Source organism: Aeromonas sp. 2692-1 (assembly GCF_013085505.1).
In the GTDB taxonomy this organism is placed as follows: Bacteria; Pseudomonadota; Gammaproteobacteria; order Enterobacterales; family Aeromonadaceae; genus Aeromonas; species Aeromonas hydrophila.
In genome coordinates this window covers 171333-195425 of the sequence record NZ_CP038513.1, presented here as the reverse complement: position 1 = coordinate 195425, position 24093 = coordinate 171333, and the positions used below count along the sequence as shown (strand labels likewise).

The following is a 24093-nucleotide window of genomic DNA, read 5'->3' as shown; positions in this document are numbered from 1 at the left end:
AATGCGGCGTTATGTCTCCTGAGTACTGCGGTTGAAAACCAAAACTTCGTGCAATTTCGTGCAAAGGGTTTCAACCATGGCAAACATTCAAAAAATCACCGGTAAGCGTGGGGTAATCCCCCCATTTTTAGGGGCATTCAAAAGTAGAGGTCATGCGGCCTGTGCCAGACGCTGTTTCGGCGTGTAGCCACCCAGCGCCATATTGGGCCGCTCATGGTTATAAACCCACAGCCAGTTCGTGGCAAACTCCTGTAGTTCATTCAGTGACTCAAACAGGTAATGGCCCAGCCAGTCGTAGCGCACCGTGCGGTTAAACCGTTCGATGTAGGCATTCTGCTGCGGATTTCCTGGCTGGATATAGCCCAGGGTTATCCCCTCCTGTTTCGCCCATCGCTTGAGCTCTTCGCTGATGTATTCCGGGCCATTGTCACATCGGATAATGGCGGGCTTACCTCGCCACGTGATCACCTGCTCCAGCGCCCGTTTGACTCGTGAGGCGGGTAAGGAGAAATCCACCTCGATGCACAGCGCTTCACGATTGAAGTCATCGATCACATTAAACAGCCGCACCGAGCGGCCATCGCTGAGCTGGTCATGCATAAAGTCCATCGACCAGCACTGATTAGGCTGGTCGGGAACCGCCAACGGCTCTGGCTTAGCCCGAACCAACCGTTTCCTGGGTTTTATCCGCAGATTGAGCTCCAGCGCCCGATAGATCCGGTATACCCGTTTGTGATTCCAGCCAAAGCCTTGGACGTTGCGCAGGTACAAAAAGCATAACCCGAAGCCCCAGTTGCGCTGGCTGGCCGTGATACGTAGCAGCCAATCGGCAATTTCCTGGTTTTCATCGACCAGCACGGGCTGATAGCGATAGCAGCTTTCACTGACCTTGAAGATCCGGCAAGCCAGACGGATGGATATGGCGTAGTGAGTCACGGCTTTGGTCGCCATCTCCCGGCGGGCAGATGGCGTTACCACTTTTTTGCCATGGCCTCGGTGATGATCTCTGCCTTGAGGCGCTCCTCGGCGTACATCTTCTTGAGGCGGCGGTTTTCGTCCTCCAGCTCCTTGAGTCGAGCCATGAGGGAGGCATCCATCCCCCCGAATTTGGAACGCCACTTGTAGAAGGTGGTCGTGCTGATGCCATGCTCGCGGCAGAGCTCCGGGACGGGAGCTCCAGCCTCAGCTTGTTTGAGGATGGCGATGATCTGGGTATCGCTAAAGCGTGATGTTTTCATGTAGAACCTCCTGCGTTCAAGGTACGGGAAAATTCTACTTATGAGCACCCTGGTTTTTCGGGGGGATTACCGTGGCAGTAGCTATCGCGTACAGTTCATGAAAAATGGCCGTCGAATCGGTCAAACCTTCAAAACCAAAAAAGCCGCCGAAGCCTTTATGGCACAGCTCATTGTTTACGATGACATGGCCGATGCTTTGACGCACTCCAGCCTTTCCACAATCCTCATTGATTCCGCAATAACGGCATTTCTCGACCAGTATAAAGGCCGTGATCGTTCGATCATCCAGCGTCTTGGCTGGTGGGCTGACCGTCTCAATGGCAAGCCCGTCGGTAAGGTTTCTCGGCAGCACATCAAATCTGCTCTCGAGGCTCTCCAAAAAGATGAGAAAAGCCCCGGCACGCTCAACCGCTACAAAGCGGCCATTTCTTCCGTATTCCAATGGTTCAACGACAAGCACGACGTTAAGCACAACCCCGCCCGTGAAGTTCGCCAGAAGATTGAGGACAATGGTTGCACCCGCTTCTTATCTGATGATGAGCTGTCCCGCCTGCTGAAAGCCGCAAGTGCCAGTAAGTGGGAACGCCTGCATCTGCTTATCCACATGGCTATCGCCACCGGTGCCCGCAGGAGCGAGCTGATCAACCTGAAATGGGCGGACATCGATTTTCAACGCAAAACCGCTCGCCTTCCGCGTACTAAGAATGAGGATCCGCGCATCTTGGCGCTGACTGCATCCGTCATTCAAGAGCTGATGCTGTTCCGCCAGGTGGGAGATGCCTATCTGTTCCCCCACACTTCAGAGCTGCATGGTCCGTTTGAGCATTTCGATCATCACTGGAAAGCATGCCTTATCGAGGCCGCAATCACCGACTTCCGATTCCACGATTTGCGCCATACCTGCGCCTCCTTGCTTGCCATGAATGGTGCCACCCTGTTGGAGATTGCCAACCACTTGGGACACAAGACGCTGGCGATGGTTATGCGGTATGCCCACTTGTGTGTGGCCCATAAATCAGCCCTGACAGAACATGTTTTTGGTGACATAACGAGCATTGAAAAATGAAAAAATACGAATACAACGATGAAAATGAGGACGAATTTCTACCGACCAAAAGATTCTTGGAGGACTGACATAAGCAGGACCCACGGCAACAAAATCCTTTGTTGTATGAGCCCCATAGAGCGGACATTCGCAGGATTAAAGGCGTACTTACAAACTTCCGCAGTTTGTGGGCGGAAAAGATTGTACCACCCGATTGGATGATGGACTTCATGGCCGACAAATGCAAAGCGATCTCTGTGCCCGCGAGTGGTCGGCATGGTGCAAGTCATCTATGAACGCTTCGGAATGAGTGATGGGGTCAGCGACCAAAAACTCCGAAGCGAAATAGCAGCCGAACTGGATTTCCTTCCTCGTACGGTAGGTAACTATCTAACCATCACTGGGAATCACGTAGAGTACTACGTCGACTTCTTTCGGTGGGTGTATCCAGCACAAGATACGCCGGATATGCGCAAAGCCGAACGGTATGAAATGCTCAGCACCCTCAGTGAGTTGACCAAGTATCACTATGATCACGATGAACTTGACCTGATGAAACTTTGGGTCCCCTTTACGCCGCTTCCGAATGACTTAGTGGAGCGAATTCCTCGGTTTCGCGATGCGAGGCGGCGCATGCGTCGTAAAGAAGAGGATCGCAACACCATACAATTGCTGAACCAAGTTAATGACCTTCAGGAACAATTACTCGAGCACATGCGTGAAATCCTACGGGAAGAAACGCAGGAACTCCTGGACTTTAAATCTGGTTCTACGGAATTGCCGGACCTTTTAAGCCGATGGGAGGACCTTTTGAACCGCTGGCAGGGCCTTCAGGATCGATGGCATGATCTTGAGGGCCTATGGTTGGAACTTGAGAATCGATGGCAGGAACCTGAGAACCGATGGCAGTACCTTTTGAACCGAAGGCAGCTCATTGTGAATCAATGGAGGGGCCTTAATGACCAACTACTTGGAGTAACCAAAAGCGGTCACTCTGAGCCTGTAAATAATTCTGTGTAACTACCCACTCCATTACAGGTGACCGTTCAAGCGGTCACCCAATTCGACAAGAAAGCGATTCAGGGCAAGCTTCTCAGGGTGTACAGATCTAAATAACTGTTCCGAATAGTAGATCACAGGAGGAAGGGAACTCAGTCCAGTTTGTGCGATCTGATTAGTCGCCAAACAAAACCAATCACACCCAAAGGACTAAGTTGATGGCCATCTTACCACCCATACCGCGGCCACAACGGCGCGCATTCATAAAATCATCCACTCCACCCGTGACCACTTTAGGAACACAGCCTAGGCCAAATTTTGGCTTAGCGGCTGAAACGGCCTTTTCAAACTCACGGCCTGATATACCGCAGTAAATAAGAGTATCTCCTTCCCATACCGCATATACCCCGGCAGCAACTGGCGGCAGGTCCGGATTGGGCCATGCCGAAAACTTTTGCCTCGAAGAGAAATTCACCATAAGCCTGCTAACGTTTGAACTCAGGCCGCGGCCCGTTAGGGACGTCGGCCTGCAGCGAATGGTTGGGCGCCAGCGCCCCTCGCCATTCCTTCAAACCGTCGCTTTCAACCGCGCTGGCGTCGACGCAAGTGCATTCAACTTAGCCTTCACACCCTGAAGCTTGGCCTGATTGGCTCTGATAAAAGCCGAGCGCTCCTCCACCGTTTCCACGATCTTCTCGAACGCCTTGAGCTGTGGTGCAAAGAAATCCAGCAGCTTTTCGTCGTCGCCGATGATGTTGTAGATATCCTTGAAAGCACTTTTGATCACCTCGGCAATCGACTCCTTGGCGCTTTTCAACTCTTGTTCCAGTTCATGCGCTTTGTATGCGCTGAGCAGGTCCGAGGTAAGAGTGATGGCTGCACCTGCAGGGCCTGCCCATTTCGAAATGGCTCCGGCGATTTTAGTCGCCTGCCAGGGCTTGAACTTGATCGCGACACCGGTCACCGCGCTGAGCGCATCGCGGGCCGCGAAGACCGCGCCCTTGATAATGTCTGGGCTCAGATTCGCAATGCCTTTGGCAGCACCACCCATCGACTTCAATGCACTGTCGCCCATGGCATTGAGAAAACTTTCGCTGGAGTTGAGCTGGCGGCCAATATCCTGAGAGATGCGACAGGTCACTTTGGACGATTGATCGAATGAGCGGTCGATCGCACCCTTGATCTTCAGGTTCAGCTTGAAGCCTATGCCTTCCTCGGTGTAACCGAGTTCGTCCTCGAGGAATTCACGAATGTTTTCCAGGCCAAGAGGACGGAGCTTGCCCAGCAAACCTTTTTCAAGGTTCTGAAGTTCCTCGAAGAGCTCGCCAGCCAATCGCTTGACCTCACGGCGGCCCGTGGCAATGTCCTGACTGATGCGTGCCGATTCTTCGGCATTCTGTTCGGCAAAGACCTTGAGTTGCTCCAATTGCTCTTCGGCGCGTAGTACATGCTGGCCGACAACATCCCGCACCACATCCAAGCCTGTCTTAGCGATCAGCATCGCCGGCACATTGTTCCGCAGCACTTTTGTGGTCATGGCTTTGAGGTCGTTGATGCGCGAGCGGCTTTCATAGTGCTCCGGCTTGCCGAACCAGAACGGTAGGCCACGCCCATTGGGGTTGGATGCCAGGCAGACAATGTTCAGCCTGGCCATTTCGTCCGAGCTGAGATTGGCCGCACGCTGCAGTTTGCCCTTGAGGTTGTCCTTCTTGATCGTAGCCTGGGCATCGAACAGCACTTGTTCAGTGAGGTCGGTCACTTCGTCCATCTTGTTGATCACGAAAATGGTCGAGGACAGCTTGTTCAAGTCCCGCAGCACCCACTTGACGATGTCGTAGTGGCTTTCCTTGAGCGGATTAGTGGCGTCCACCACATACAGAATCAGGTGCGCCTCAGAGATGTAGCGCTTGGTCAGGTCTTCGTACATCACCTGCTCGCCGTCGACACTCTTTTCCTTGTCGCCGAACAGGCCGGGGGTGTCGACGATTTCGCACTTTTCCGGCAGCCCCTCTGGGGAGTAGATGGCCAGGCGGTCGGAGGACTCGTCCATGTCGATGTTCATGTCAGCCATGACCTTGCCCAACCAAGCGGCAATCACGCTGGTCTTGCCATCGGAAAAAGCACCGAGCAAGGCGATACGCAGAACGTCGGACTCGACCGCCTGTACCGCCGAGTCTATTTTCTGCAGCTCGCTGCCGACATCCGCGCCCATCTCGCCCAACTCGTCGAGCACTGCTCGCAGTTGTTCCAACCCTTTGAGTGCGGTCTGCTTCTCAGCATTGAACTGTTTGAATTGTTCCATAAGGCATGCTCTCCAGTTGTTCTTTGGTACGGGTCATCAGCGCTATCTGCTGTTCGATGATCTTCAGAGGGCGCCTGAGCGACTCGTCAAGTTGCTGCACACGAGACAACACGGTCTCATCAATTTGCTTGCGCACGGGGGCAAACAGCGTTTTGCGCTCTTCCTTCAAGGCTTTATGTGCTTCAAAACAGGCTTCATCGATCTTCTCCTGCACTTGCCCCTGCGCCTTGCGAATACGCTTTTCCTTGCCGGTGAAGACGCTCAGCAAACTGACCAGGATGCCCACTAGAGCACCGGCAGCAGCGCCTATCAGGTTACCTATCACAGGAAACGCTGTGCCGATACCTGCCCCTGCTAATGCGTAGGAGCCTATGTTGAAGGCCATCCAGCCATAGTCACCCAGCTCAAGGCCAAGGTCCAAGTCAGGTGTCTTGTAATTGATGTTCAGGGTTTCGGTGTCATAGAGAAGCTGCTCGAACTCCACCCGTGCAACGTCCTCCAATAGGCGCTGAATGGCCTGCTGCAGGTCTTTGCCCAAGTCGTCGAGGTACCGCTCGAACTGCTCCTGCAGTTTTTCCTTGAGCGAACTCTGCCGGGTCTTGAAGGCACGATTGATCTGGCTGGAAATAGCGTCGTTGTCGCCGAAATGGCGTTCGACGATATCGTTGGCGTCTTCCTTCAGGCTATTGAACAGATTGTCCCAAAGGTTTCGCCTTCCGGTCATGACCAGCCGTTCGAATCGCTCCATGGAACCCTTGATCGCTTCGCGGCACTTCTCAAACTCTGGCTTGGATCTAGCCACAAATGCTTCATGGGCGGAGTGCAATGATTGCAAGGTCGAGATGTTTTCAACCAGCAGTTCGTACACCTTGGTTTTGTTGCTCTCGACCATGTCTTCGCGGAACGTCGCAAGTTTGGAATGCAGCACTTTGGCGACCGACTTGATCTGGCTGAATTCGTACATCGCTTTCGACGAGGCGAAGTGCTTCTGATAATTGCGCTGCTGAATGACCAAGTCTCGGCCACGGGCAGGGTCGATTGTCGTGCGCCCAGTTTGCGCATCGCTCGCCAGCGACGAAAACGCTAGCAGGCCCTGCACGCAGTAGCCGGGCTGCAAGACCTTGCTGCCCAATACCGAACGCAGCACGTCCTCGGTCTGTTGCAAGGCAGCGGTAGCTCCGCCGTGCGCTGTCAGCGACTCGCGGTCTTCCTCGAACTCGTAGGCATCAGCATTACCACGCACGTTGACCAAGGGACAGACCTGAGTTCCTAGCCGCAGATAGGAACGAATTTTCTCTGCGGTGGCCTTTTCAGGCTTTTTATTGGTGCCGTTCACATAGAGGACAAGATGAGCCTTGGCCACCGCTTCGCGAACCATGTGCGCGTACTTGCTTTCGTCACCCTCGATACCGGGCACGTCGATCAGCTGAAAGCGTTTGCCCTTGTAGTTCAGGGGGTAGAGCGTGTTGCCCTTGGTGAAATCAGCTTCACCAGTGCCGATGATCAGCCCGTCTACCCGGCGTGTTTGAGCCTTCTTACGCTCGTGCGCCAACAACTTGTCATGCAGTGCCGTGAGTTGCTGATTGACCAGGGCATCCAGCGCCGGGGAGCGAGCCTCGATGTATTGGAGGGCAGGCGCATCATCCGAGGAAACAGGCAAGGGCGTTGAGGTAGCCTCATCGAACAGTTCATCGAGTTCATGTCGGGACATTTCAGGCTCCTGCCAACGTCAGGACTGCCGCCACAGCTGAGGCGCCGATCAAAACCCCACCGATGCCGAACAAGGCCAAGCGGACCTTGAAACGCGATATCGCATGCGCTTGCGCAATTTCCAGACGCTGTGAGGTTTCCTGCTGTTCCAGTGCCAGGCGTGCGTTGGACTCCTGTTCGGCGAGATCGCGCTTGGCCCTCGCGTCAGCCTCGGCTATCTGCTGGCGATGTGCTGCTACCTGTTGTTGCACCGCAATGCGTGCCTCAGCCTCTTGCTGGGCAATCCGGGTTCTTGCATCTGCTTCGGCTTGGGCAATCGTGTTTCGTTCCTGGGCTTCGCTCTGAACAATTTGCGTCAGTCGGGCTGTGCTTTGGCAGATGCTGGCCACTTCACCGGTGTACTCACTGTACAAGGCACGCAAGCCTTCGCGGACGTGTTCGAGCTGAGCGGTAAGGGCCTGGGAGAACTGTTCCAGGTCGTCGGCATGTTGTTGCAGCAGTGCCTGGCGGGATTCTTCCTTGAACAGGATGCGCAGAGATTCGATGATCGTGCTCTTGCCCGCGTTGGTCTCACCGAAAAACGCCAGGGTGAACGTGTCCCACTCGGCATGGGTTTTCAACTGCTGCAATTCGCTGTCGAATCGGCCCCGTATGTCACGCAGCTTGTCGGTGATATTACCGATTTCTCGCTTACCATCCTTGTGCTCAACATTGAGCGCGAGAATGTCTGCCATTGCGCTGCCAATGCTGTCCGACACATCGGTATAGAGGCGGTTTAGGTCTTCAGGGGAGTTCATTACGCGTCCTTGTGATGAGGCTATGTCAGGCAGGGGTTCGCTCGGCAATATACTCTGAATCGCCCCTACTTTCCGAGACACTTCCCAGCCGTTCTCGGTAACGGGTCTCGAACTCTACCGGGCTCAGCAGATCATTGGAACCATGTTTACGTTTGCTGTTGCTGTTGTAAATCAACAGAGCCCCACCGCACGGGATGCTTCACCTGCAAGGCCGTTGCTTGCGCCTCCTCACCGTTGTGCATTTCACAATCGATATCGACTTCCGGATAGGTTGGAAAAAAACCATTTTTCATTTCTTTCCAAATGACGATCGGATTTGTTGCATCCTGCGTTTGACCAAAACCGCAGTGACTCAAGACAACAAATGTAGGGGTATTAGATGACTAATAGCGAGCTTATTAGCATGACGCAGAATCTGGACAACTGGGTCCCGATGAGCCAGTTGCCGAACATCTATAAGCAGTTTGGCTATTCGACACTGAAGACTCTTTTCTGGAAACGTGCCGACCGCCCCGGCCTGGAAAGGTGTAGCCGTCTGGTGGGGAAACGCCTGTATGTCAACGTGCCGTTGTTCGGCCTGTGGTTGGCAGGTCAATTGCCTGAACAGCAGTAGGTGACGGATGACCAATCCGATCGCAACAGATGCTCCGGCTGATCTACCGTCCGATGTAGTGCAAAACGTCGTGCAAACAGGCAAGAAGGCGTGGCCTCGGACCCCATCTGGTGAGCTGGACATTGATCGGCTGGAACGTCGGGCCGATGGCTCCAATGGGGTGAATTACAACGCCTATGTGTCGCATGAGGACGGTGTCCACATCGCTATCGCTGTCAGGGATGCCGAACAAGCCCGGCGTGATGCAGCTATGGACCAGATGGAGGCCACGCCTCGCAAGTCGCTGTCTGGCAAACCGTCAGCCGAGGTCGTAGCCATGGCCCGCCAGATAGGTGCCGAGATCCGTGGGATGGATGGAGAGGCCATCCTTGCCCGTGCCAGCGGCGAGGTAATCCAGATGCCTACTTTTAACCCACCTGTCCGGCCTGCTTCCGCGCCGCTTGGTGAGCTGGACCCTGAAGTGTTATCCAAGATGCCGCCGAGCCGTCTTGGCCGCCTGCTGGCGAACCTGCTTGGTACGCCTGCCGTCTGCCGCGAGTCGGGGATCGTGTACCGTTATGAAGATGGTGTGTGGCAGCCCGTGCCGGACGCCAAGCTTACGCCGAAGCTGGCCAAAGTGTTTGATTCTGTCGACTGCGCTTATAGTGCCCGTAAACTGAGAGGTGCCGTGGAAACCATGAAAGACGGCTTGCCAGACATGGGGCTGCCGTCCATGGGCTTGATTGGCTTCGCTAACGGAGTGTATGACCTTAAGTCAGCTAGCTTTCGCCCACACTCGCCCGACCACTTTCTGCCGAGTCATAACGGGATCGCTTATGGCGAGCCGGTAGCGGGAGAGAACCTCAAGCAGCACGCGCCAAGCTTCAATCGTTGGCTGACCCATGCAGCCGGCGGCGACGTAGAGAAGATGGATCGCATCAAGGCCGCCCTGTTTATGGTGTTGGCGAATCGCTATGACTGGCAGATGTTCCTTGAGGTAACTGGTGAGGGGGGCTCTGGTAAGTCTGTCATGGCGAACCTGTGCGAGCTGTTGGTAGGCAAGGATAATGTGGGCCCCACCTCTATGGAGGCAATGCGCGGATCATTCGGCCTTGAGAACGTCTGGGATAAGCGCTTGATCCTGCTGACTGACCAGTCCCAATACATTGGTGACGGGGCATTGCTCAAGGCTATTACAGGGGGCGATGAGGTAGCTATCAACCGCAAGGGGCTGGCGATGTTTGGGGCTAAGGTGCGTGCCGTGGTGATCGCTACAAACAATGAGCCGATGAAGATGACTGAGCGGAACGGTGGGATTTCTCGGCGCCGGGTGATCTTCGCCTTCAACAACGTGGTGGCTGATGCAGATAGAGATCCGCAACTGGGGGGGAGAATAGCCGCTGAGCTGCCAGTAATCATTCGTCACCTGCTGGCCCAGTTCGCAGACCCTGAGCAGGCACGTCAGTTGCTGCTGGAGCCGCGCGACGGCGCTGAGGCGCTGGCCGTCAAGCAGGAGGCCGACCCGGTGATCGCCATGTGCGCTCAGCTGGAGTTTCTAAATGAGACGACGGGGCTTCGTGTTGGTGGTGGCAACGGTGTCCATGACCCTGTCCGTTTCTTGTATCACTTCTATTTGGAGTATCTGAAAGCCGAGGGGCTGGATCGCCCGCTGCACCGCACTGCGTTCGGTAAGGCGATGAAGGCAGCCGCCAAGGCTTACGGAGAGGAGTATCAGACCCGCAAGAGCAACGGGGATCGTGTCACCAACGTGAAGTTGAAGGACGAAGCCCGCAGCGTATTGCCGCAAACTCGATTATTGGATGACTAAGCCAGCCAGAAGGTAACAAGGGCTCCCAGACCGGGAGCCCGTTTTTTGGCTAACGCTAACGGGGTTGTTAAATATTGGGGATTTACTGGCACTGTTAGTTCTTTTGCTCTAAAAGCCGCGTCATTACTGACTTGGAGAACAGTGCTAGTATTTTTATTACTGGGACTTACTAGGACTGAGGCACTGCCGACCGAAAAATGAAGATCTATAAGCAGTGCCAGTAGTACCAGTGAGTGCCAATAGAAAAATCTACTGTACTGCCCTATAAGCCGCGCTATTGCTGGTTTTTTTGAGAAAGTGTCCACAGTGCCTGTAAATGGCTAAGTCACCTCGTAACCTTGGTTCCCCCTATTCCGACCCATCCACAAACCGGCAGCAGCCTCATTCTCTGGTTGGCGACTTTTTGCCCTCCGATCACCCGTTTGCACGGCGCTTTGCACGCTAACCAGCGCGCGCCCCTATTTGTTGGCAGGCCTACCGGGTGCGTAATCCACTGTTCCAGCTAAGGAGGGCAGGCTGATTTATTTCCACACATCCTGGCAACGATGTTCGTCCTCCCCCTGTAGGGCTGGAACCGGTCTACCTCCATAGTAAATACTGGTCGCCTATGATCTATTCCCCTATGCATACGACAGATTCCCCAGACTGGCACAGTATCAAACTCGCGTACTGTGCTGGCCGCCAGAGTGTGCGCCAAATAGCGATAGAGTACGGTGTTTCACATACCGCCATTAACAAGCGGGCCAAAACACACGAATGGTCAAGAGTCACAACACCCGTCAACGCTACCTCATCTTCAGGTATGCCTACGGCCCCGATCAGGGGCTCTGAACACGTGGATTCTACAACTCAAGTTATGATCCCAGTTTTTACTCCTAAGGTTTCCACTGTGGAAACCAATACGTCGAATTCCAAGCTGGTAACTAGAGGCCGTCGGAGTGCATTCACAAACGAGTTGGGGGAGGCTATATGCAGCGCCATTGCTGATGGGATGAGTCTACGCGCAGTGCTTGCGCGTCCGGGTATGCCATCCAAATCCATGGTGATGCGCTGGTTGGCTGATGAACGCTACATAGAGTTTAGGGACCAGTACGCGTGTGCGCGCGAGGATCTGGCCGACAAACTGGCCGACGAGATCCTCCAGATTGCCGATGACAGCAGTAATGACACCTTTCTCGACGCCAACGAGACCGTAAAAGTTAACCATGATGTGATTGCTCGTGCCCGCCTGCAGATCGATGCTCGTAAATGGCTGGCCTCGAAGTTGGCTCCCAAGAAGTACGGCGATGGGGGGGCGCGAGAAAATTCGGGCCTTAGCCACGGGAGCATGCAGGTGAAATCGACAGTCACGTTTGTGCATCCACCCAACTGCGACGAAGATAGCGAGGTTGATTAGGATGACTGATTTTGCAAGATCGAATGAAAGCCCCAAAGCCATCGTGGCAATCTCGTTCGGGACGAAGGGGTCGGAGGTTCGAATCCTCTCACACCGACCAAATTTAACAAGGGCTTAGCTTCGGCTAGGCCCTTGTGCTTTTCCGGTCCCCCAGTTCTGTGGGGCATTTTGATTTGCTGCCCTGCTTGCCACATCTGTAATTGCCAGTTCTTGGCTCCTCATCAGCAGTTTCCCCTTTCAGGGAAACGTGCTAACTATTTCCTTTCATACAGATTACCCGACCTTGCTATGGGTCTCACATGGAGCATCTGTTTCAGTGTCTTTGAATATCAAGATTCGACGGCTGGAAAAGGATAACCAGATATGAATGGCCAGGCGCGGCAATGTCAGGATTTTTACCAGACTCTCTTTGCTGGATATGCTCAGCAGCTTGCCCCATTCGCCGCACTTGATGAGTGCCTTCACGACTTTCTGGATCAACGTCCGAGCGGCAAATACACAACTCGCAATCGTGCTGCCGGACTAGCTGCCGCATCCTTTTGGTGGGAGCCAGTCAATCTTGAAGGTGCTCAACTGGCAAGCTTGGCACTGGGACGTATTTTGCATTTTGAGGATGCTATTAGCACTGCGCTGCTGAATCATCTGGCCGCTCGTCATCCAGATGTATTGCGTTGGGCGATTCGTTATTCGAAGCTGTTTACACGCAGCGATTCACCGCTCTGGCGGCATCTCCGAGACAATCTCGGTAGCGGAGATTGGTACGAATTTTTCGGCGTCTGTGATCGTCTACTTGAGCAACTTGAACCATTCGACGAAGCAATTGCACTGGCTGAGACCCACCTGAAGTCACTTTCGTTACTAGAGCTGCTTTCCTATTTGAGCGTGATCGCATATGGGCAACTTGGTGCCTCTCAGGGTAAGGACAGTTCTGCGGAAGATTGGGATGTCTATGATCGGTTAATAGCGCGCAAGCTGTCGAATTGCTCTGAGTGTGATTTTCAGCTGACAGAGGAAACTCTCGGTCGCTCTATTAAGCGTCATTTGTCGCCAATCCTTTTTCCACAGTCAGGTTTGGGGCGAGAGAATGTTGCCAACCTCGAATCGGTCGCCTTGCTTACTGTCGCCATGCGCGAGCGAATCGACTACGAGAATTCCATCAATTGGTTCTGTTTTGACAATGATTGTGGTTACCAGCTCAAACCGGGACAACCGGTCATATTCAACAAAACAGATACGGGCTCACAGCGCTGGCAGCGTACCGGGCGCAAAAGCAAGTTGCTTTGGCACTACTGGATGTACCGTGCAATTGACCAATTCGCAGCTTCGGATAAGGCTGGCAAAATCATCGGGAGACCGGAAAACCACGAATCGAATCAGCTAGCTTACATAAAAACCATCCGCAGTCAGCTTTACCTGCAGACGATATTCGGCCTGGGTGAGCGGGTCAGACTGAACGATGGAGCGGAGGTCGCCCTGCACCACGCGATATTAGCCAGTGAGCTGACGACAGTGTTTTTTGAGCAGGCGTTTCTTCAGCCTTTTCTTCGCTATATGGGCGACTTCGGTGTAGCAGCGAAAGCACTTGGTCAATTAGCTTTGGAAGGGCTTGTACAAGGCGAGAACCGCTTTCCCATCACTTGGTCGGAACCGAAAGATAAGATCCATCGTATCTGTGGTTGGGCCGTCAGTCCCGAACATCCCAAGGGCGACCCCGAGGCGGCCGAGGCCATCCTGAAGTTCTGGACCAGTGACCTGCAGGCACTGTCCGTGCAGATGAGGCAGACACCTAACATGCCATTTCCACGTATGTACGAGCGGCCATTCTACAAGATTGGCCGCTACAGCTTTCAGTTTCCCTGGGTTGCCGGTCAACAGAACAATCTGACCGCTACGGTGAATAACCTGCGACGTGTTGAGCAACGCAGGCCTGCTTTGCGCAGCGAAACGGAACGTATTGAACATACCCTTGCCGAAGCACTAAGGCAGAGGGGGTTCCGCGTCGTCGTGGGCTCCCAACCACCATTGAGTGATGAGCGCGATGCTGGTGAGGTGGACCTGATCTGTCATTTGGATGGGGTAGTTTTGCTGCTGGAGGTCAAGTCGGGCTTCATCCGTTCAACTCGTCATGAAGTCTGGCTGCATCGAACCAATACTCTGCGCAAGGCGGCGAGGCAGTTAAAGCGCAAGCAACCGGTTGTGCTTCAAGCCCTGCAAAATGACCAAGGGTTACGTTCAGATCTATTGCTGAGTGATGTCAATCCTCTGCTAACCCTGCATGCCTGGGTTGTGGATACGTCGATTGAATTTGATGGTGAGATTGTCGATGGTTTCCACGTCGTCTCCCGCGAGATCATGGAGATCGCTTTGCGCGATGAACCGCATTATCTGCGCGTGTTTGAAGAAATGGACGAGGCTGAGGTTGGGAATGAGGAAGAGACTCTGTATGCCGACGGATTCAGTGCGCAAGCTCTTGTTAGGTTGATCGAGTCTGATGGGGTCTGGTGTGACTTGCTTTAGATATCAAGATCACTCAAATATGCTTGCCATTCATTGGCGACGTCACCATATGTTGATCGGAACTAGTATGGGTTCCAGCGTTCATTCATAAAGCCGCCACCATGTTCGCGGCGATATTCTTCTCTGCGCTGCTCCTCTTCTGGGTCTGGGCGGTCGTACTCACTGTCGAGACTATCGTGGTTTTCCCAATACTCCCGCTCGGCCTCTTCCTCAAGAGTTTCTTCTATCTCGTCCTCGTCGCCGAAATCGTCGATAAGGTCATCATTGTCATTGCCCATTGTGTTCTCTCCCAGTAGGTACAATGCAGAGTGCATTCATAATACTACAGCTAACATTGAATATTTTAGTGTGTTGAGGAGGCACGGGACTAAGACTAACTATCTTTATGGTGGCTCATAGTGTGTACCTTTTGAGCCATATAATCAGTCCTTCAAAAAACATAGCTCAAAGCTGTTGTTTTTATTATGAGCCATACCTACATTTAGAGCCATAGATAATGAGCCAAGCATAGGGGCATATCGTGGCAGTCATCGGGTATCTCAGGGTTAGCACGGGCGAACAGAGCGTTGGTGCTCAACGGCACAGCATTGAACAAACGCACAATGTCGAAACCTGGTTTACGGACGAGGGGGTATCGGGAGGAGTGAAGGCACTACAGCGCCCTGGCTTTGCCGAGTTGTTCAAGTTCATACGCAAGGGAGACACGCTGATCGTTCCTGCGGTAGACCGCCTTGGGCGCAATACCATCGACGTATTGAATACGGTTGAGGCACTGCAAGGCAAGGGCGTTTCGATCATCAGTTTGCGGGAGGGGTTCGACCTGTCCACACCCATTGGCAAAGCCATGCTCACCATGTTGGCTGCTGTTGCAGAATTGGAACGTTCAAACATCAAGCTCCGGCAGATGGCAGGGATTGCCAAGGCAAAGGCAGAAGGTAAGGCGCTGGGGCGGGAGAAGACAATTGACGATGCTGCCGTTGCCATTTGGCGCAAAGAGAATACAGCAAGCATCAAGTTGACGGCTGAACATTTCGGTATCTCGCCCGCTAGTGTGAAGCGCGCATGTCGGTCTGCGTAATTAGCTTGCTGTGCAGGCGTTCACCGGCCCCGCTTGGTGACGCGCAGGCTTGGGCCACACAATATTTCGAGCATTTCCGACCCAAAGAGAATGTCGGCTGGCGTTGTTGACGGAAGCCCAGCCCGAATACCCGTCGTTCAAGCGATATTCCCAGAATCTGCCGTTCGTGGAGTTTCTGTACCACTGATCCATGAGCCGATTCAGGATAACCGGTGCCGGCATGACTCCAATAAGAACCGTATCATCGGGATGTCGGGCGCTTCAGTCTCTAGCACATAGTCCACATCGTCTTTGCATAATTGCAGGCGTCGTGTGGCAAGTGCCAGCAGGAATTCACTTGCAGCACCGCCGCGAGGGCTTTGGCTGGCGAGGATGACCCGCCTAATCAGCCGGCCCATTTCACGACTTTCAGCGACTGTGTCAGCGAAATTGAGCTCGTAGGGATAAGCAGCGCGCAACAGTGAAGCCTGAATGACATCGTCGTTGAATCGGCCGAAGTTGCCGGGCGCAAGAAGCGTCTGCTGGAACCAATTGCTGATGATCCGGCGCTCGCTGGGTACGAAAGCATTCGCACGGAGCCGCTGTAGCACCGAAGAGATCGTGAAGTACACGTCCGCCTGCCGGTGTCCGGGCTTTTCCGGCAGGCTTTTTGGCCAGAACACAAATCCTGGCTGGAGACACAGTTGCTGCTGCGCATTAGCCAAGAACAGGTCATCGCCCATGGGCTGGCTCGCAAGACGCAGGCGGTTAATCCGTGACTCTACGACAGGCAGCAACTGCTCCGGTACCAGTATCTTGATTTCCAGATCGATCAGCAACTGTAGCTCGGCGGCCCAAGCATGATTATCGTATGAGGCTGGAAGCACGATCTGGTCGACCGTCAGAAACTGATAGGGAAAGAAGTTGTGTGTCTGGATTAGGCTGTTCTCAAGCCGCTCACGCTTTGGTTCGCCTGTGGTCTTAGCCATGCCTACTAGGTACATTAGTGGCGCATCGGGCGAGATGCTTCGTAGGTCCCGGCTGATATCGAGCAATGTCCTACCGCTCTCAATGACACTCGCGACAATGACTATTGCTTCGCTCGTTTTGGCAGGAATGTCATCGATATTATCCCGTGCAATCACCAGCGCTGGCGTGGCGAGGTGGGCCGCCACGCGCGTTGCAAGCGCCTGCGACTGTTGGTCGGCGGCGATCACATGCGACAAACGCGCCGGTAGCGATCGGCGCAGAGCATAGTCGAGCTTTTTGCCAAAGTCTGCGCTTTCGAGCAGCTTGTCAGCGTTTACGTGGAACAAGCGCGGCGACTTGGAACCACTGCGTCCGAGCCCCACCTGGAATACCTCGGCACAGGCGTAGCGGTCCATCAGCGCCGAAAGCCCTTTTGGAGCATCGGCGAGTCCCACAAGCAGCGCATCCTGTTGGGGGCCCGCGAACTCGAACTGATCACCCCGGAGCTTGATTGCGTGTGAGCCTCCTTTGCACATTGGGCAATCCACGGACTCGTTGGCTGAGGGTAAAGTAGTGAATCCGGCAGGATTGACCTGGGCTTCCCGTAAAAGGTCACAGACGACTGGCGTCGTGCTCGGGTTTTGCCCGAGGTACAGCAAATGCACGATCCGCGTCGGCTCGGCATTTTTCTCGTCGATGAGGCGTGCCGCGAGAGAGCCGCTGGATGATGCAGAGATCAAAACCACTGCGTTATCGTCAATGTCGAACTCGTATTGATCAAAACCTGCATAGGACGAGAAATTGTCAGCGAGAATCCAACGCGCTCCCTCAAATGAGCGACGCTGCTCGTTGATTGCGGCGACGATAGCGTATAACGCGGGCGTATCAAGGTACGCCCTTGCTACTGTGGGGTCGATGTGAGGCAGGCAGCAGAAACCGATGAACGCGATCTCGGCACCGCGCGCCAATATGTTGGATAACCGTATGAACCGCTCAGTGTGGCGGCCAGAAGGGTTCTCGAAATGATAAGTGGCGTTCGCCTCGACGAATCCTTGGCGTTCGTTGAAGATAAAGGTGATTCCGCGACGCCGCACATCATCGATGGTCATGCCAGTGGTAGGCATAGTGCCCGCGACGGAGTGGCGTCTACTCTCTAATCCATTCCAGTCGTAACCGATGAGAGTGACGGTGCTATGGCCGAGCCTACCCAACGTCGAGTGATGAAGCGAATGGCTGGTCAGCATTTCCAGCGTGTCATCAAACGACGGATCGCGCACAATGATCGCAACCTCGTCGGGCACGAGATTGGTTTCAATCTCCGCCTCCATCATACTTGCGAACTCTTCTGGGTCGAGTTCTGGCTCCGCGACGAAGACCATCAACGTATCACGTGTTCTGGCTTCCGCTGCCTCGTTCGAGCGATGGAGGTCGAACCTCAAGCTAAATAGTGATTTCACCGTCCCCTCCGCAGTGGCAGCAGGACCGTAAGTAGACTTCCAGCGACCGGGGCAAGGACCCCGTCCTCAGGATGGAACACCTGGAGGGTCTCAGGGCCTTCCCCCACATTCGTATCCGAGAAGTCGGCATGGATCGATAGGCGTCCTGTTCGCAGTCTCAGGAACCCTCGCTCTTGACGCAGCACCCGCAGCACATGCGGTAACCCCTGTCCAAAGCGCGATCCTCCCTTGGCGCTGAAGGTAGTAAAGCAGTCCCGGACCGCGGCCTCTTCCTCTTCAATATCAAGCTCAACGAGCGGTTTGCCTGCACGTGAGACGGCAAAGCCAGGTCCAGAATCGAGGATTGATAGCTCGAACAGGTGAGTCTGGGCGGCTCCTTCCGCTGGTTCTAGCGACTGGCAATAATGAGCGAGGGGGGATAGTCGGCCACGATCTGGGCTAACGTTTCCGGCTTGATTGCATGATGTACGGTCTTGATGGCGCGGATCGACATCGACAGGATATTGCCGAAAGCGTCGAATTGGCCGTGTTCCTCGGTGTTTTTGAAAAGCTCAAAGATCATGCCACCTAGGGCATCGGGCATTTGTGGCGCGATCCTGTTTTGGTACGCTTTCGGCACGGTTTGCCGCAAAAGCCACGAAGCCAACGAGGCAAAGGAGTGTCTCGGCCGCAATTGGGGGGCCTGGCCGCTATCGGACTTATAGAGGAGATAAGGTGCATTACGCCCAAGATGATCTGCGCAGATAACTTCCACCGATGAGCCGCGATAGGCTGCTTTCGGCTTGGCGCTCAGCAAAGTTGTTAGGCGCGCGAGCGCTGCCTCTCGCACCTGATAAGTTAGGTCTCCTATTTCACCACCGCCCATGACGACCCCGGCGCAAAGGGCACCAGTCAGCCCAGGCAGGCGACGGACTAGTTCCCCGATCTGCTCAGGTGTTTCAACGTAAGTTTTCAGAGTAACGGGAGGGCGCGGCTGGGCCCATGTGACCAGCAATTGGTTCAGGGCCGCCTCGCCGCCGCATCCGAAATGACGCAGGTTAGACGGCAAAATGAAGGGCTCATTCTTGGGCGCGACGGCAGCTTCACGCAGGGCCCGCTCGATGTTGGCGACACTCGCCTGTGCTGGAATTCGCAACACTGTCTCCTTGAACCCTTCAGCTGAGGCCCGGGCCCAGCAGTTAGGAAATGAATGCAATCAGCTTCAACATTGCCGCAAAGGTTGAGGTTCGCCCATCCGATATCTCATTGACTTTATCTGGATGTTAAAAGCATGACAGGAATGTTAATCCGGCAATTGGAGTTGCGATAGCCCCAAATGAGATATTTCATATGTTCAGTAAACCATCCTTTATGGATGGTCATCGGGATTGGCTCGTCGAGCTGCACGAGGTGAAGGGGGTCTGGGAGGATGATGCCCGGGTGAAGATCAAGGTCGCGGCCAAGCAGCGCTGGATGTTCACCTTCGTCGGGGTACAGCGCAAAGGCGCCCACTGGTCACTGGAGGCATTCTGATGCGACTCGAATATGCGCTGTCGATAGGGGAGCCACGCTCGGCGATGATCCAGGCCATCCAGTCCCGCTCCACGGGCCCCTCTCACCTGACGCAGGCCGATGTACTGGGGGGGGCTGGGGCTGGTGCAGAAATATGAAGGGGTGGGCCTGGCGCTGATGATGGCCCGCTACACCAAGGACAAAGCCAGCCACCACAAGGCGGTGATCGGGGTGATGGCCCAGTGCAGTAAGCTGGCACCCAAGTATGTGGGGGCCATCAAGGAGCGCGGCCAGGGGATGGCCTTGAAGGCGATCGCCGCGCTGGCGGTTCAACACTATTGCCGCACGGTGGACAAGCCGGGGGCGGCCTGTCACCCGCAGTTCTGCCGGGGGAAGGGGGTGATCCGTGATCTGGAGCTGAGCCGCCTGCACGGCAAGGCCGTCGACAAGGTGTGCCCGCGCTATGGCGGTACCGGGCTGCGTCCCATCCCCGGCACACAGGTGCGCCGTGCCATCGAACCCTTGCTTGGGACGCTTAGCCGCGGCGTTTTACAAGCGAGTGACGCTTGATTAGTAGATTAAATGAGATGGCACTGAACTGCCCCCATTTTTCAACACACCTAATTGAAACAACTCCTATATTTAACACTTAGCTCTACACTGCTCGCCAAATGAGTCATTCGAGACTTGATATTACAGTGAGGCACTTTCTACAGTAACGCTATGTCAGCGCTTGGGGAATAAGAATGACTAATATCAAGTCACTATGTCGCCATACCGTGAGCTTACTTTGTGCGATCCTCTTCCTTTCCATAGAGTTGCCCGCCGTACATGCGGGGGAAGTGATTGACGAGAACCAAGTCTTGGTCCCTGGCAAGGACTGGATGTTAAGTGACCGCCAGGCGTGGGACCAAGCCGCTGGGAGTCTCCGTGGACAAGATTTGCATGCCTGGGTAGAGGATCATCCCAACCGTTTCTTTGAAGCCGCCATTCAAAACACCCTAGCGTTGCGGCCAGGAGAGTACGCAACGGTGCGCCAACGGCATAGCTATTACGACTATCTAGCGTACTACATGGAGTATTCGCAAGCTGCTCCCTCAACTTTGAAGGATGTGCGTTTCTTCGCAGCTACAACATCAGTCACGATTCGTGGTGAATTGGGGTTAATTGAAGGATTGATTGCAGCCAAAAGTGACAAGCTCGCGGAACTGCTGGATAGCACGCTCCCAACTGCTGCCAATTTCCTGAAGATCACTGCTGATTCTGCACGGACGCTTTCATCAATCAATGAACGACTGTTCCAGAAAAACATGAGAGTACTGAGGGATCTGCTCCAGACCTGGAAAGCCCCTCGTGATCCCAGAGTCGCTTCTCCCCGCAACGTTCTCACGGCGTTTGACTTTGACATGGCCATGGTCGACTTCGAGCAGTCTGAGGTTCAGGCGTTTCTAGACACTACGAGTGTGAGCGTGGCAAGGATCACCAATATCAACAGGCTCATGACTCTGCAGAAAGACTTCCTACCTGGTTTGTCCCTCGTCAGTACCCTCAACTCGTGGGCTGAGAAAGCGGGTTTCAAGCGTGTCGACTTTGGTGATAAAGGCTGGAGAGTCGCGCTGGGCCGCGCGATCGTTTTCCGCTTTAACAATAAAACCGAAGGCGAATACCTTGCGTACATGAAGGCTCACCCCGTAGCTAAGCAGCCACGAGCGGCGCTTTATGACGGGATGCAGGCGCCCCTCCGTTATACTGCGGACGTAACCGGCTCTTTCACTGTATTGGGATCTTGGCGCACCGAGGGCGGAGCAAAACGTCACCTAGCGAAATTGCGCTCTGATAACCCTGGGCTTCAGGCTAGCGTTTATCCTCCTTACGGGAGCGATCGATATTGGACAGTAATGGGGGCTACCTTTTCCGCAAACGATACAGCCGCTGAGTTGGCCAAAGTTGCGCGCAATAAAGGGGTGGCCCACGACGCATATGTCATCAAGCGCAAGGCGGTCGATGCTAAGGGTAATAAGCAAGCCCCTGTCGCGGGAGCTGCCGAACTGGGAGCTTCTTCGCGGCTGCTAGATCCCCTGCCCACGACCCATGACGCCCTGCACAACCATTTCCTCAGTGTTCTGAAAACTTCGTCACTGGACGAAGCCCGAACAGCCTACGCGGACTGGCGAATTCGGTTTCCAGATCTGCAAGTCGGGCTCTATAAGGTGGGGATGCCAGAGGAATATCTGATAGCGCTGGCTGCGTTCGTCTCCGAGACAGAAGTGGAACTTGCTAGGCAGATGGCGCGCAAAGTAGGCGTGGCTACCGAGGATATTAATACATGGACTCTTCAAGGCGGCTCTGTCGAGCGCCTCAACGAGAAAGGCACAGTTGCCACAGACGGTTGGGAAAAAGTTAAAGAGTGCTACCAATCAGGATCGATTACGGCGGCGGCTCTACATCAGTGCAGTGGTCAATGGCTGACACCCACAATTCTTACCAGGTGCATAATTCAGAATGACTGCGATGGGCTTGGCGATAAACTGTTGCCGACGATGGACAGGGTGAGAGCGTTCTATGCCTCCCAAGGATTGAATTTTGATGATGGGTTATTGGAACTGAAAATTCTGACCGAGGCGGTCCCACTTTCCACGAACGGAAATGCCTTCGTCAACGGAATGATCAACTGTAAGAACACCTCCGGCGGTAACAAAGACGCCTACCAGAAGTGCCTATCCACCGAGGTGCTTCCTGATGCTCAAGTGAACCTCAAATCCCTCGAATGCCTTCAAGCCAGCAACTCTAACGAGCAGGCCCTCCAGTGCGTCTCGCAGGCAGGTGCGCTGCCCTCTATGGCTGGCAAGATAGAGTGTTTTTCGGAGGATGGGATGGGCCCCACCGAAACAGCGCGCTGCCTGATGAGTGATAGCGACAAGCAGGCGCTCGAAAAGGCAAAGAAGTGCTTGTCCGGTGCATCAAGCGAGCGAGCTGCGCTGACTAAGTGTTTCGGGGCGCTGCTTCCTACTGAAGCTCGCCAAGCTGCCGATTGTGTTGCTGGCAACGCAGACAGCCCGAGAAATGTAATTAGCTGTTTTACTGGCGACAACCCCACTGCGCGCAAGGCCGCACAGGCCTTCGATTGTGCGACGCAGAAGGACATTTCCTCGCAGTAGGCTGCGTCGTGCGTGGCAGAGTTGGTCGGAGGTGACGCCGCTATGGTTGCCGCGTGTACCTCCAGCGCGGCTAATGCTGGCTCTGCGCTGAGTTGCATGCTGGAAAACAAGCCCGAGCTGCAGGCCGCTCGAGAGGCATACGAATGTGCTAGCAAGGCGACTAGCGCCGCTTCGATCGTTGCCTACTGCAGCGGTGACAGTATCGATCCCAAAGCTAAGGCCCTGGCCGCCTGTATCGCCAACGGTGGGGCTGACTTTTCCAACGCTGCCGCCAGCTGTGCGGCAAGTGCAATGCTTCCCCCAGAACTGGCCAGCGTTGTCGGCTGTGCGGCACAAAGCACGGGCGCTGTCGATACAGCACTGTGCATAGGGGCACCATCAATGAACGCGGAGATGCGGATGGCCTTGGAGTGCGCTAGTTCCACAGGAGGAGAACCCATTTCCTTTGCTTCTTGCACAGCAGGAAGATTGACCGTGGCCGAGCTGACCAAGTGCTTGAGCGGGCGCGTTGGCCAAGACTGCTTCGGCAAGGGCAACTCGATCATCGTCGCATTCGATACTGTGGCCAGCGATTTGAGCAAGTGCACCAGTGGCGGAGCATGTCTTGGGGAAAACAACGACATCACAAAAGCGGCTAGGGGGGCGGAGAAATTTATTGCAGATGTAGGCGAAAAAGCCGGGGATGCCTGGAATGGTGCGTTTGGCCCCGGTTCCGCTTGGTGTCGCGGCGATCTGACTGGCTGGACTTGTCCAGGGAAGAGCTCCGATTGGTGTCGCGGCGATCTGACAGGATGGACATGCTAGCCATGAAAGCAAAAACAGTATTTACATTTTTTCTGACCGCCATCCAGGCTGCATACTCGGCTGAAGGGCCTGAAGACCCACCGCCACCTAGCCCCCTCTGTGTGGTGCTCACGGAAGCTCTGTCTACTCATCCCTCCTATCAAAATTCACCTAGCCATGCAGTTGAATCGAACCAAGTGTGCACCGTATCGGATGGTGCTAAGACTTGGCGGTGCGAGCTGTTATTCAGGGACAGTTGCAATAACGTTATCCGAGGCAGTTCCGATGATCCGGGTAAAGTCTTCAGTGCAGCGCTGCGTACTGCCGAAGAGTGTTTTCCGGATAGAGTTCGCCGAAATACGGAACTCGTCGAGAACAACTCTGAACTACGCCGCCGTATACTTCGTGACGCTCACTTTGGATATCCCGAAGAGAGGATGCCAACCCTGACAGTTTCGGCGGATGCCATCCAATATCTAGGTAAGGACAGACAGTGCGAAACCATAAATATTGAATTACGTTTTGAAGAGGCGCCTCTTCCTCCAGCTCGGTCACTGCATTGACGCTACAGCTGGCCGGGCAGGATGCAACTGGACAGTCAAGTGCAATACAATTTTGCGACTGGCTTCGCCAAGCTGCTCAAGAATGATCAGCATCCACTGGGGTGTATGGAATGGATTATATGGACAACGACATCACGGTCGTTTGCCCCGTTGTCCAGTGAGTTCATGACCTGAAACTGAATCTAGTGAGG

At 54.4% G+C, this 24093-nt stretch carries 20 protein-coding genes; 12 read left to right on the top strand and 8 right to left on the bottom strand.

What is annotated here, in order from left to right; all coding sequences use genetic code 11:
* Positions 1 to 150: 150 nt before the first annotated feature.
* Positions 151 to 1238, bottom strand: a protein-coding gene (locus E5E97_RS01015; protein ID WP_099368947.1) for an IS3-like element ISKpn10 family transposase whose coding sequence is annotated in 2 segments (ribosomal slippage) — positions 151 to 986 and positions 986 to 1238 — 1089 coding nt in all. Because the reading frame shifts where the segments join, the coding sequence is not laid out codon by codon here.
* A 40-nt stretch (positions 1239 to 1278) separates the two neighbouring features.
* On the opposite strand from E5E97_RS01015, the gene E5E97_RS01010 reads away from it, so the two are divergent.
* Positions 1279 to 2304 (top strand): site-specific integrase, encoded by a 1026-nt coding sequence (locus E5E97_RS01010; protein ID WP_171279734.1) that lies wholly within the window; start codon positions 1279 to 1281, stop codon positions 2302 to 2304.
* Between the two features lie 255 nt (positions 2305 to 2559).
* Positions 2560 to 3303, top strand: coding sequence for a hypothetical protein (locus E5E97_RS01005; protein WP_171279733.1), 744 nt, complete (start codon positions 2560 to 2562; stop codon positions 3301 to 3303).
* A 547-nt stretch (positions 3304 to 3850) separates the two neighbouring features.
* Here E5E97_RS01005 and E5E97_RS01000 read toward each other — a convergent pair.
* The 4 genes from E5E97_RS01000 to E5E97_RS00985 all read right to left on the bottom strand — a co-directional run bounded on the left by E5E97_RS01000 (position 3851) and on the right by E5E97_RS00985 (position 8384).
* A complete protein-coding gene (locus tag E5E97_RS01000) occupies positions 3851 to 5584 on the bottom strand; it encodes a LeoA/HP0731 family dynamin-like GTPase (RefSeq protein WP_171279732.1) in 1734 nt (577 codons plus the stop codon).
* Positions 5556 to 7295 (bottom strand): hypothetical protein, encoded by a 1740-nt coding sequence (locus tag E5E97_RS00995; protein ID WP_171279731.1) that lies wholly within the window; start codon positions 7293 to 7295, stop codon positions 5556 to 5558. The genes E5E97_RS01000 and E5E97_RS00995 overlap by 29 nt, the downstream gene beginning before the upstream one ends.
* Position 7296: 1 nt before the next feature.
* Positions 7297 to 8091, bottom strand: coding sequence for a hypothetical protein (locus E5E97_RS00990; RefSeq protein WP_024946433.1), 795 nt, complete (start codon positions 8089 to 8091; stop codon positions 7297 to 7299).
* A 146-nt stretch (positions 8092 to 8237) separates the two neighbouring features.
* Positions 8238 to 8384 carry a hypothetical protein gene (locus E5E97_RS00985; protein WP_162791266.1) on the bottom strand — a complete coding sequence of 49 codons (147 nt, stop codon included), beginning with the start codon at positions 8382 to 8384 and terminating at the stop codon, positions 8238 to 8240.
* 110 nt (positions 8385 to 8494) lie between these two features.
* Here E5E97_RS00985 and E5E97_RS00980 point away from each other — a divergent pair, with 110 nt between their 5' ends.
* The 4 genes from E5E97_RS00980 (at position 8495) to E5E97_RS00965 (ending at position 14424) form a co-directional block, all read left to right on the top strand.
* The gene (locus tag E5E97_RS00980; protein ID WP_203134094.1) at positions 8495 to 8704 is read left to right on the top strand and encodes a hypothetical protein; all 210 of its coding nucleotides are present in this window, start codon (positions 8495 to 8497) and stop codon (positions 8702 to 8704) included.
* Positions 8705 to 8711: 7 nt separating this feature from the next.
* The gene (locus E5E97_RS00975) at positions 8712 to 10511 is read left to right on the top strand and encodes a phage/plasmid primase, P4 family (protein WP_171279730.1); all 1800 of its coding nucleotides are present in this window, start codon (positions 8712 to 8714) and stop codon (positions 10509 to 10511) included.
* An 889-nt stretch (positions 10512 to 11400) separates the two neighbouring features.
* Positions 11401 to 11907, top strand: a complete 507-nt coding sequence (locus E5E97_RS00970) for a terminase (RefSeq protein WP_238427675.1) — start codon at positions 11401 to 11403, stop codon at positions 11905 to 11907.
* 363 nt (positions 11908 to 12270) lie between these two features.
* The gene (locus tag E5E97_RS00965; RefSeq protein ID WP_171279729.1) at positions 12271 to 14424 is read left to right on the top strand and encodes a nuclease-related domain-containing protein; all 2154 of its coding nucleotides are present in this window, start codon (positions 12271 to 12273) and stop codon (positions 14422 to 14424) included.
* Positions 14425 to 14486: 62 nt separating this feature from the next.
* Here E5E97_RS00965 and E5E97_RS00960 read toward each other — a convergent pair whose 3' ends face one another.
* Entirely contained in the window at positions 14487 to 14702 is a 216-nt protein-coding gene (locus E5E97_RS00960; RefSeq protein ID WP_130632757.1) for a hypothetical protein, read from the bottom strand.
* 242 nt (positions 14703 to 14944) lie between these two features.
* On the opposite strand from E5E97_RS00960, the gene E5E97_RS00955 reads away from it, so the two are divergent.
* Positions 14945 to 15502 (top strand): recombinase family protein, encoded by a 558-nt coding sequence (locus E5E97_RS00955; protein WP_171279728.1) that lies wholly within the window; start codon positions 14945 to 14947, stop codon positions 15500 to 15502.
* 200 nt (positions 15503 to 15702) lie between these two features.
* Here E5E97_RS00955 and E5E97_RS00950 read toward each other — a convergent pair whose 3' ends face one another.
* Both E5E97_RS00950 and E5E97_RS00945 read right to left on the bottom strand, forming a co-directional pair.
* Complete coding sequence (locus tag E5E97_RS00950; RefSeq protein ID WP_171279727.1) at positions 15703 to 17907, bottom strand: hypothetical protein; 2205 nt, start codon at positions 17905 to 17907, stop codon at positions 15703 to 15705.
* 388 nt (positions 17908 to 18295) lie between these two features.
* Entirely contained in the window at positions 18296 to 19042 is a 747-nt protein-coding gene (locus E5E97_RS00945; RefSeq protein ID WP_171279726.1) for a hypothetical protein, read from the bottom strand.
* Positions 19043 to 19236: 194 nt separating this feature from the next.
* On the opposite strand from E5E97_RS00945, the gene E5E97_RS00940 reads away from it, so the two are divergent.
* From E5E97_RS00940 to E5E97_RS00920, 5 genes are all read left to right on the top strand, one after another.
* Complete coding sequence (locus E5E97_RS00940; protein WP_238427674.1) at positions 19237 to 19419, top strand: hypothetical protein; 183 nt, start codon at positions 19237 to 19239, stop codon at positions 19417 to 19419.
* Between the two features lie 99 nt (positions 19420 to 19518).
* On the top strand, positions 19519 to 19968 hold the full coding sequence (locus E5E97_RS00935; protein ID WP_253265132.1) for a hypothetical protein: 450 nt from the start codon (positions 19519 to 19521) through the stop codon (positions 19966 to 19968).
* 176 nt (positions 19969 to 20144) lie between these two features.
* The gene (locus tag E5E97_RS00930) at positions 20145 to 22556 is read left to right on the top strand and encodes a hypothetical protein (protein WP_171279725.1); all 2412 of its coding nucleotides are present in this window, start codon (positions 20145 to 20147) and stop codon (positions 22554 to 22556) included.
* 96 nt (positions 22557 to 22652) lie between these two features.
* Positions 22653 to 23360 carry a hypothetical protein gene (locus tag E5E97_RS00925; protein ID WP_171279724.1) on the top strand — a complete coding sequence of 236 codons (708 nt, stop codon included), beginning with the start codon at positions 22653 to 22655 and terminating at the stop codon, positions 23358 to 23360.
* On the top strand, positions 23354 to 23902 hold the full coding sequence (locus tag E5E97_RS00920) for a hypothetical protein (protein ID WP_171279723.1): 549 nt from the start codon (positions 23354 to 23356) through the stop codon (positions 23900 to 23902). The genes E5E97_RS00925 and E5E97_RS00920 overlap by 7 nt, the downstream gene beginning before the upstream one ends.
* Positions 23903 to 24093 lie beyond the last annotated feature (191 nt).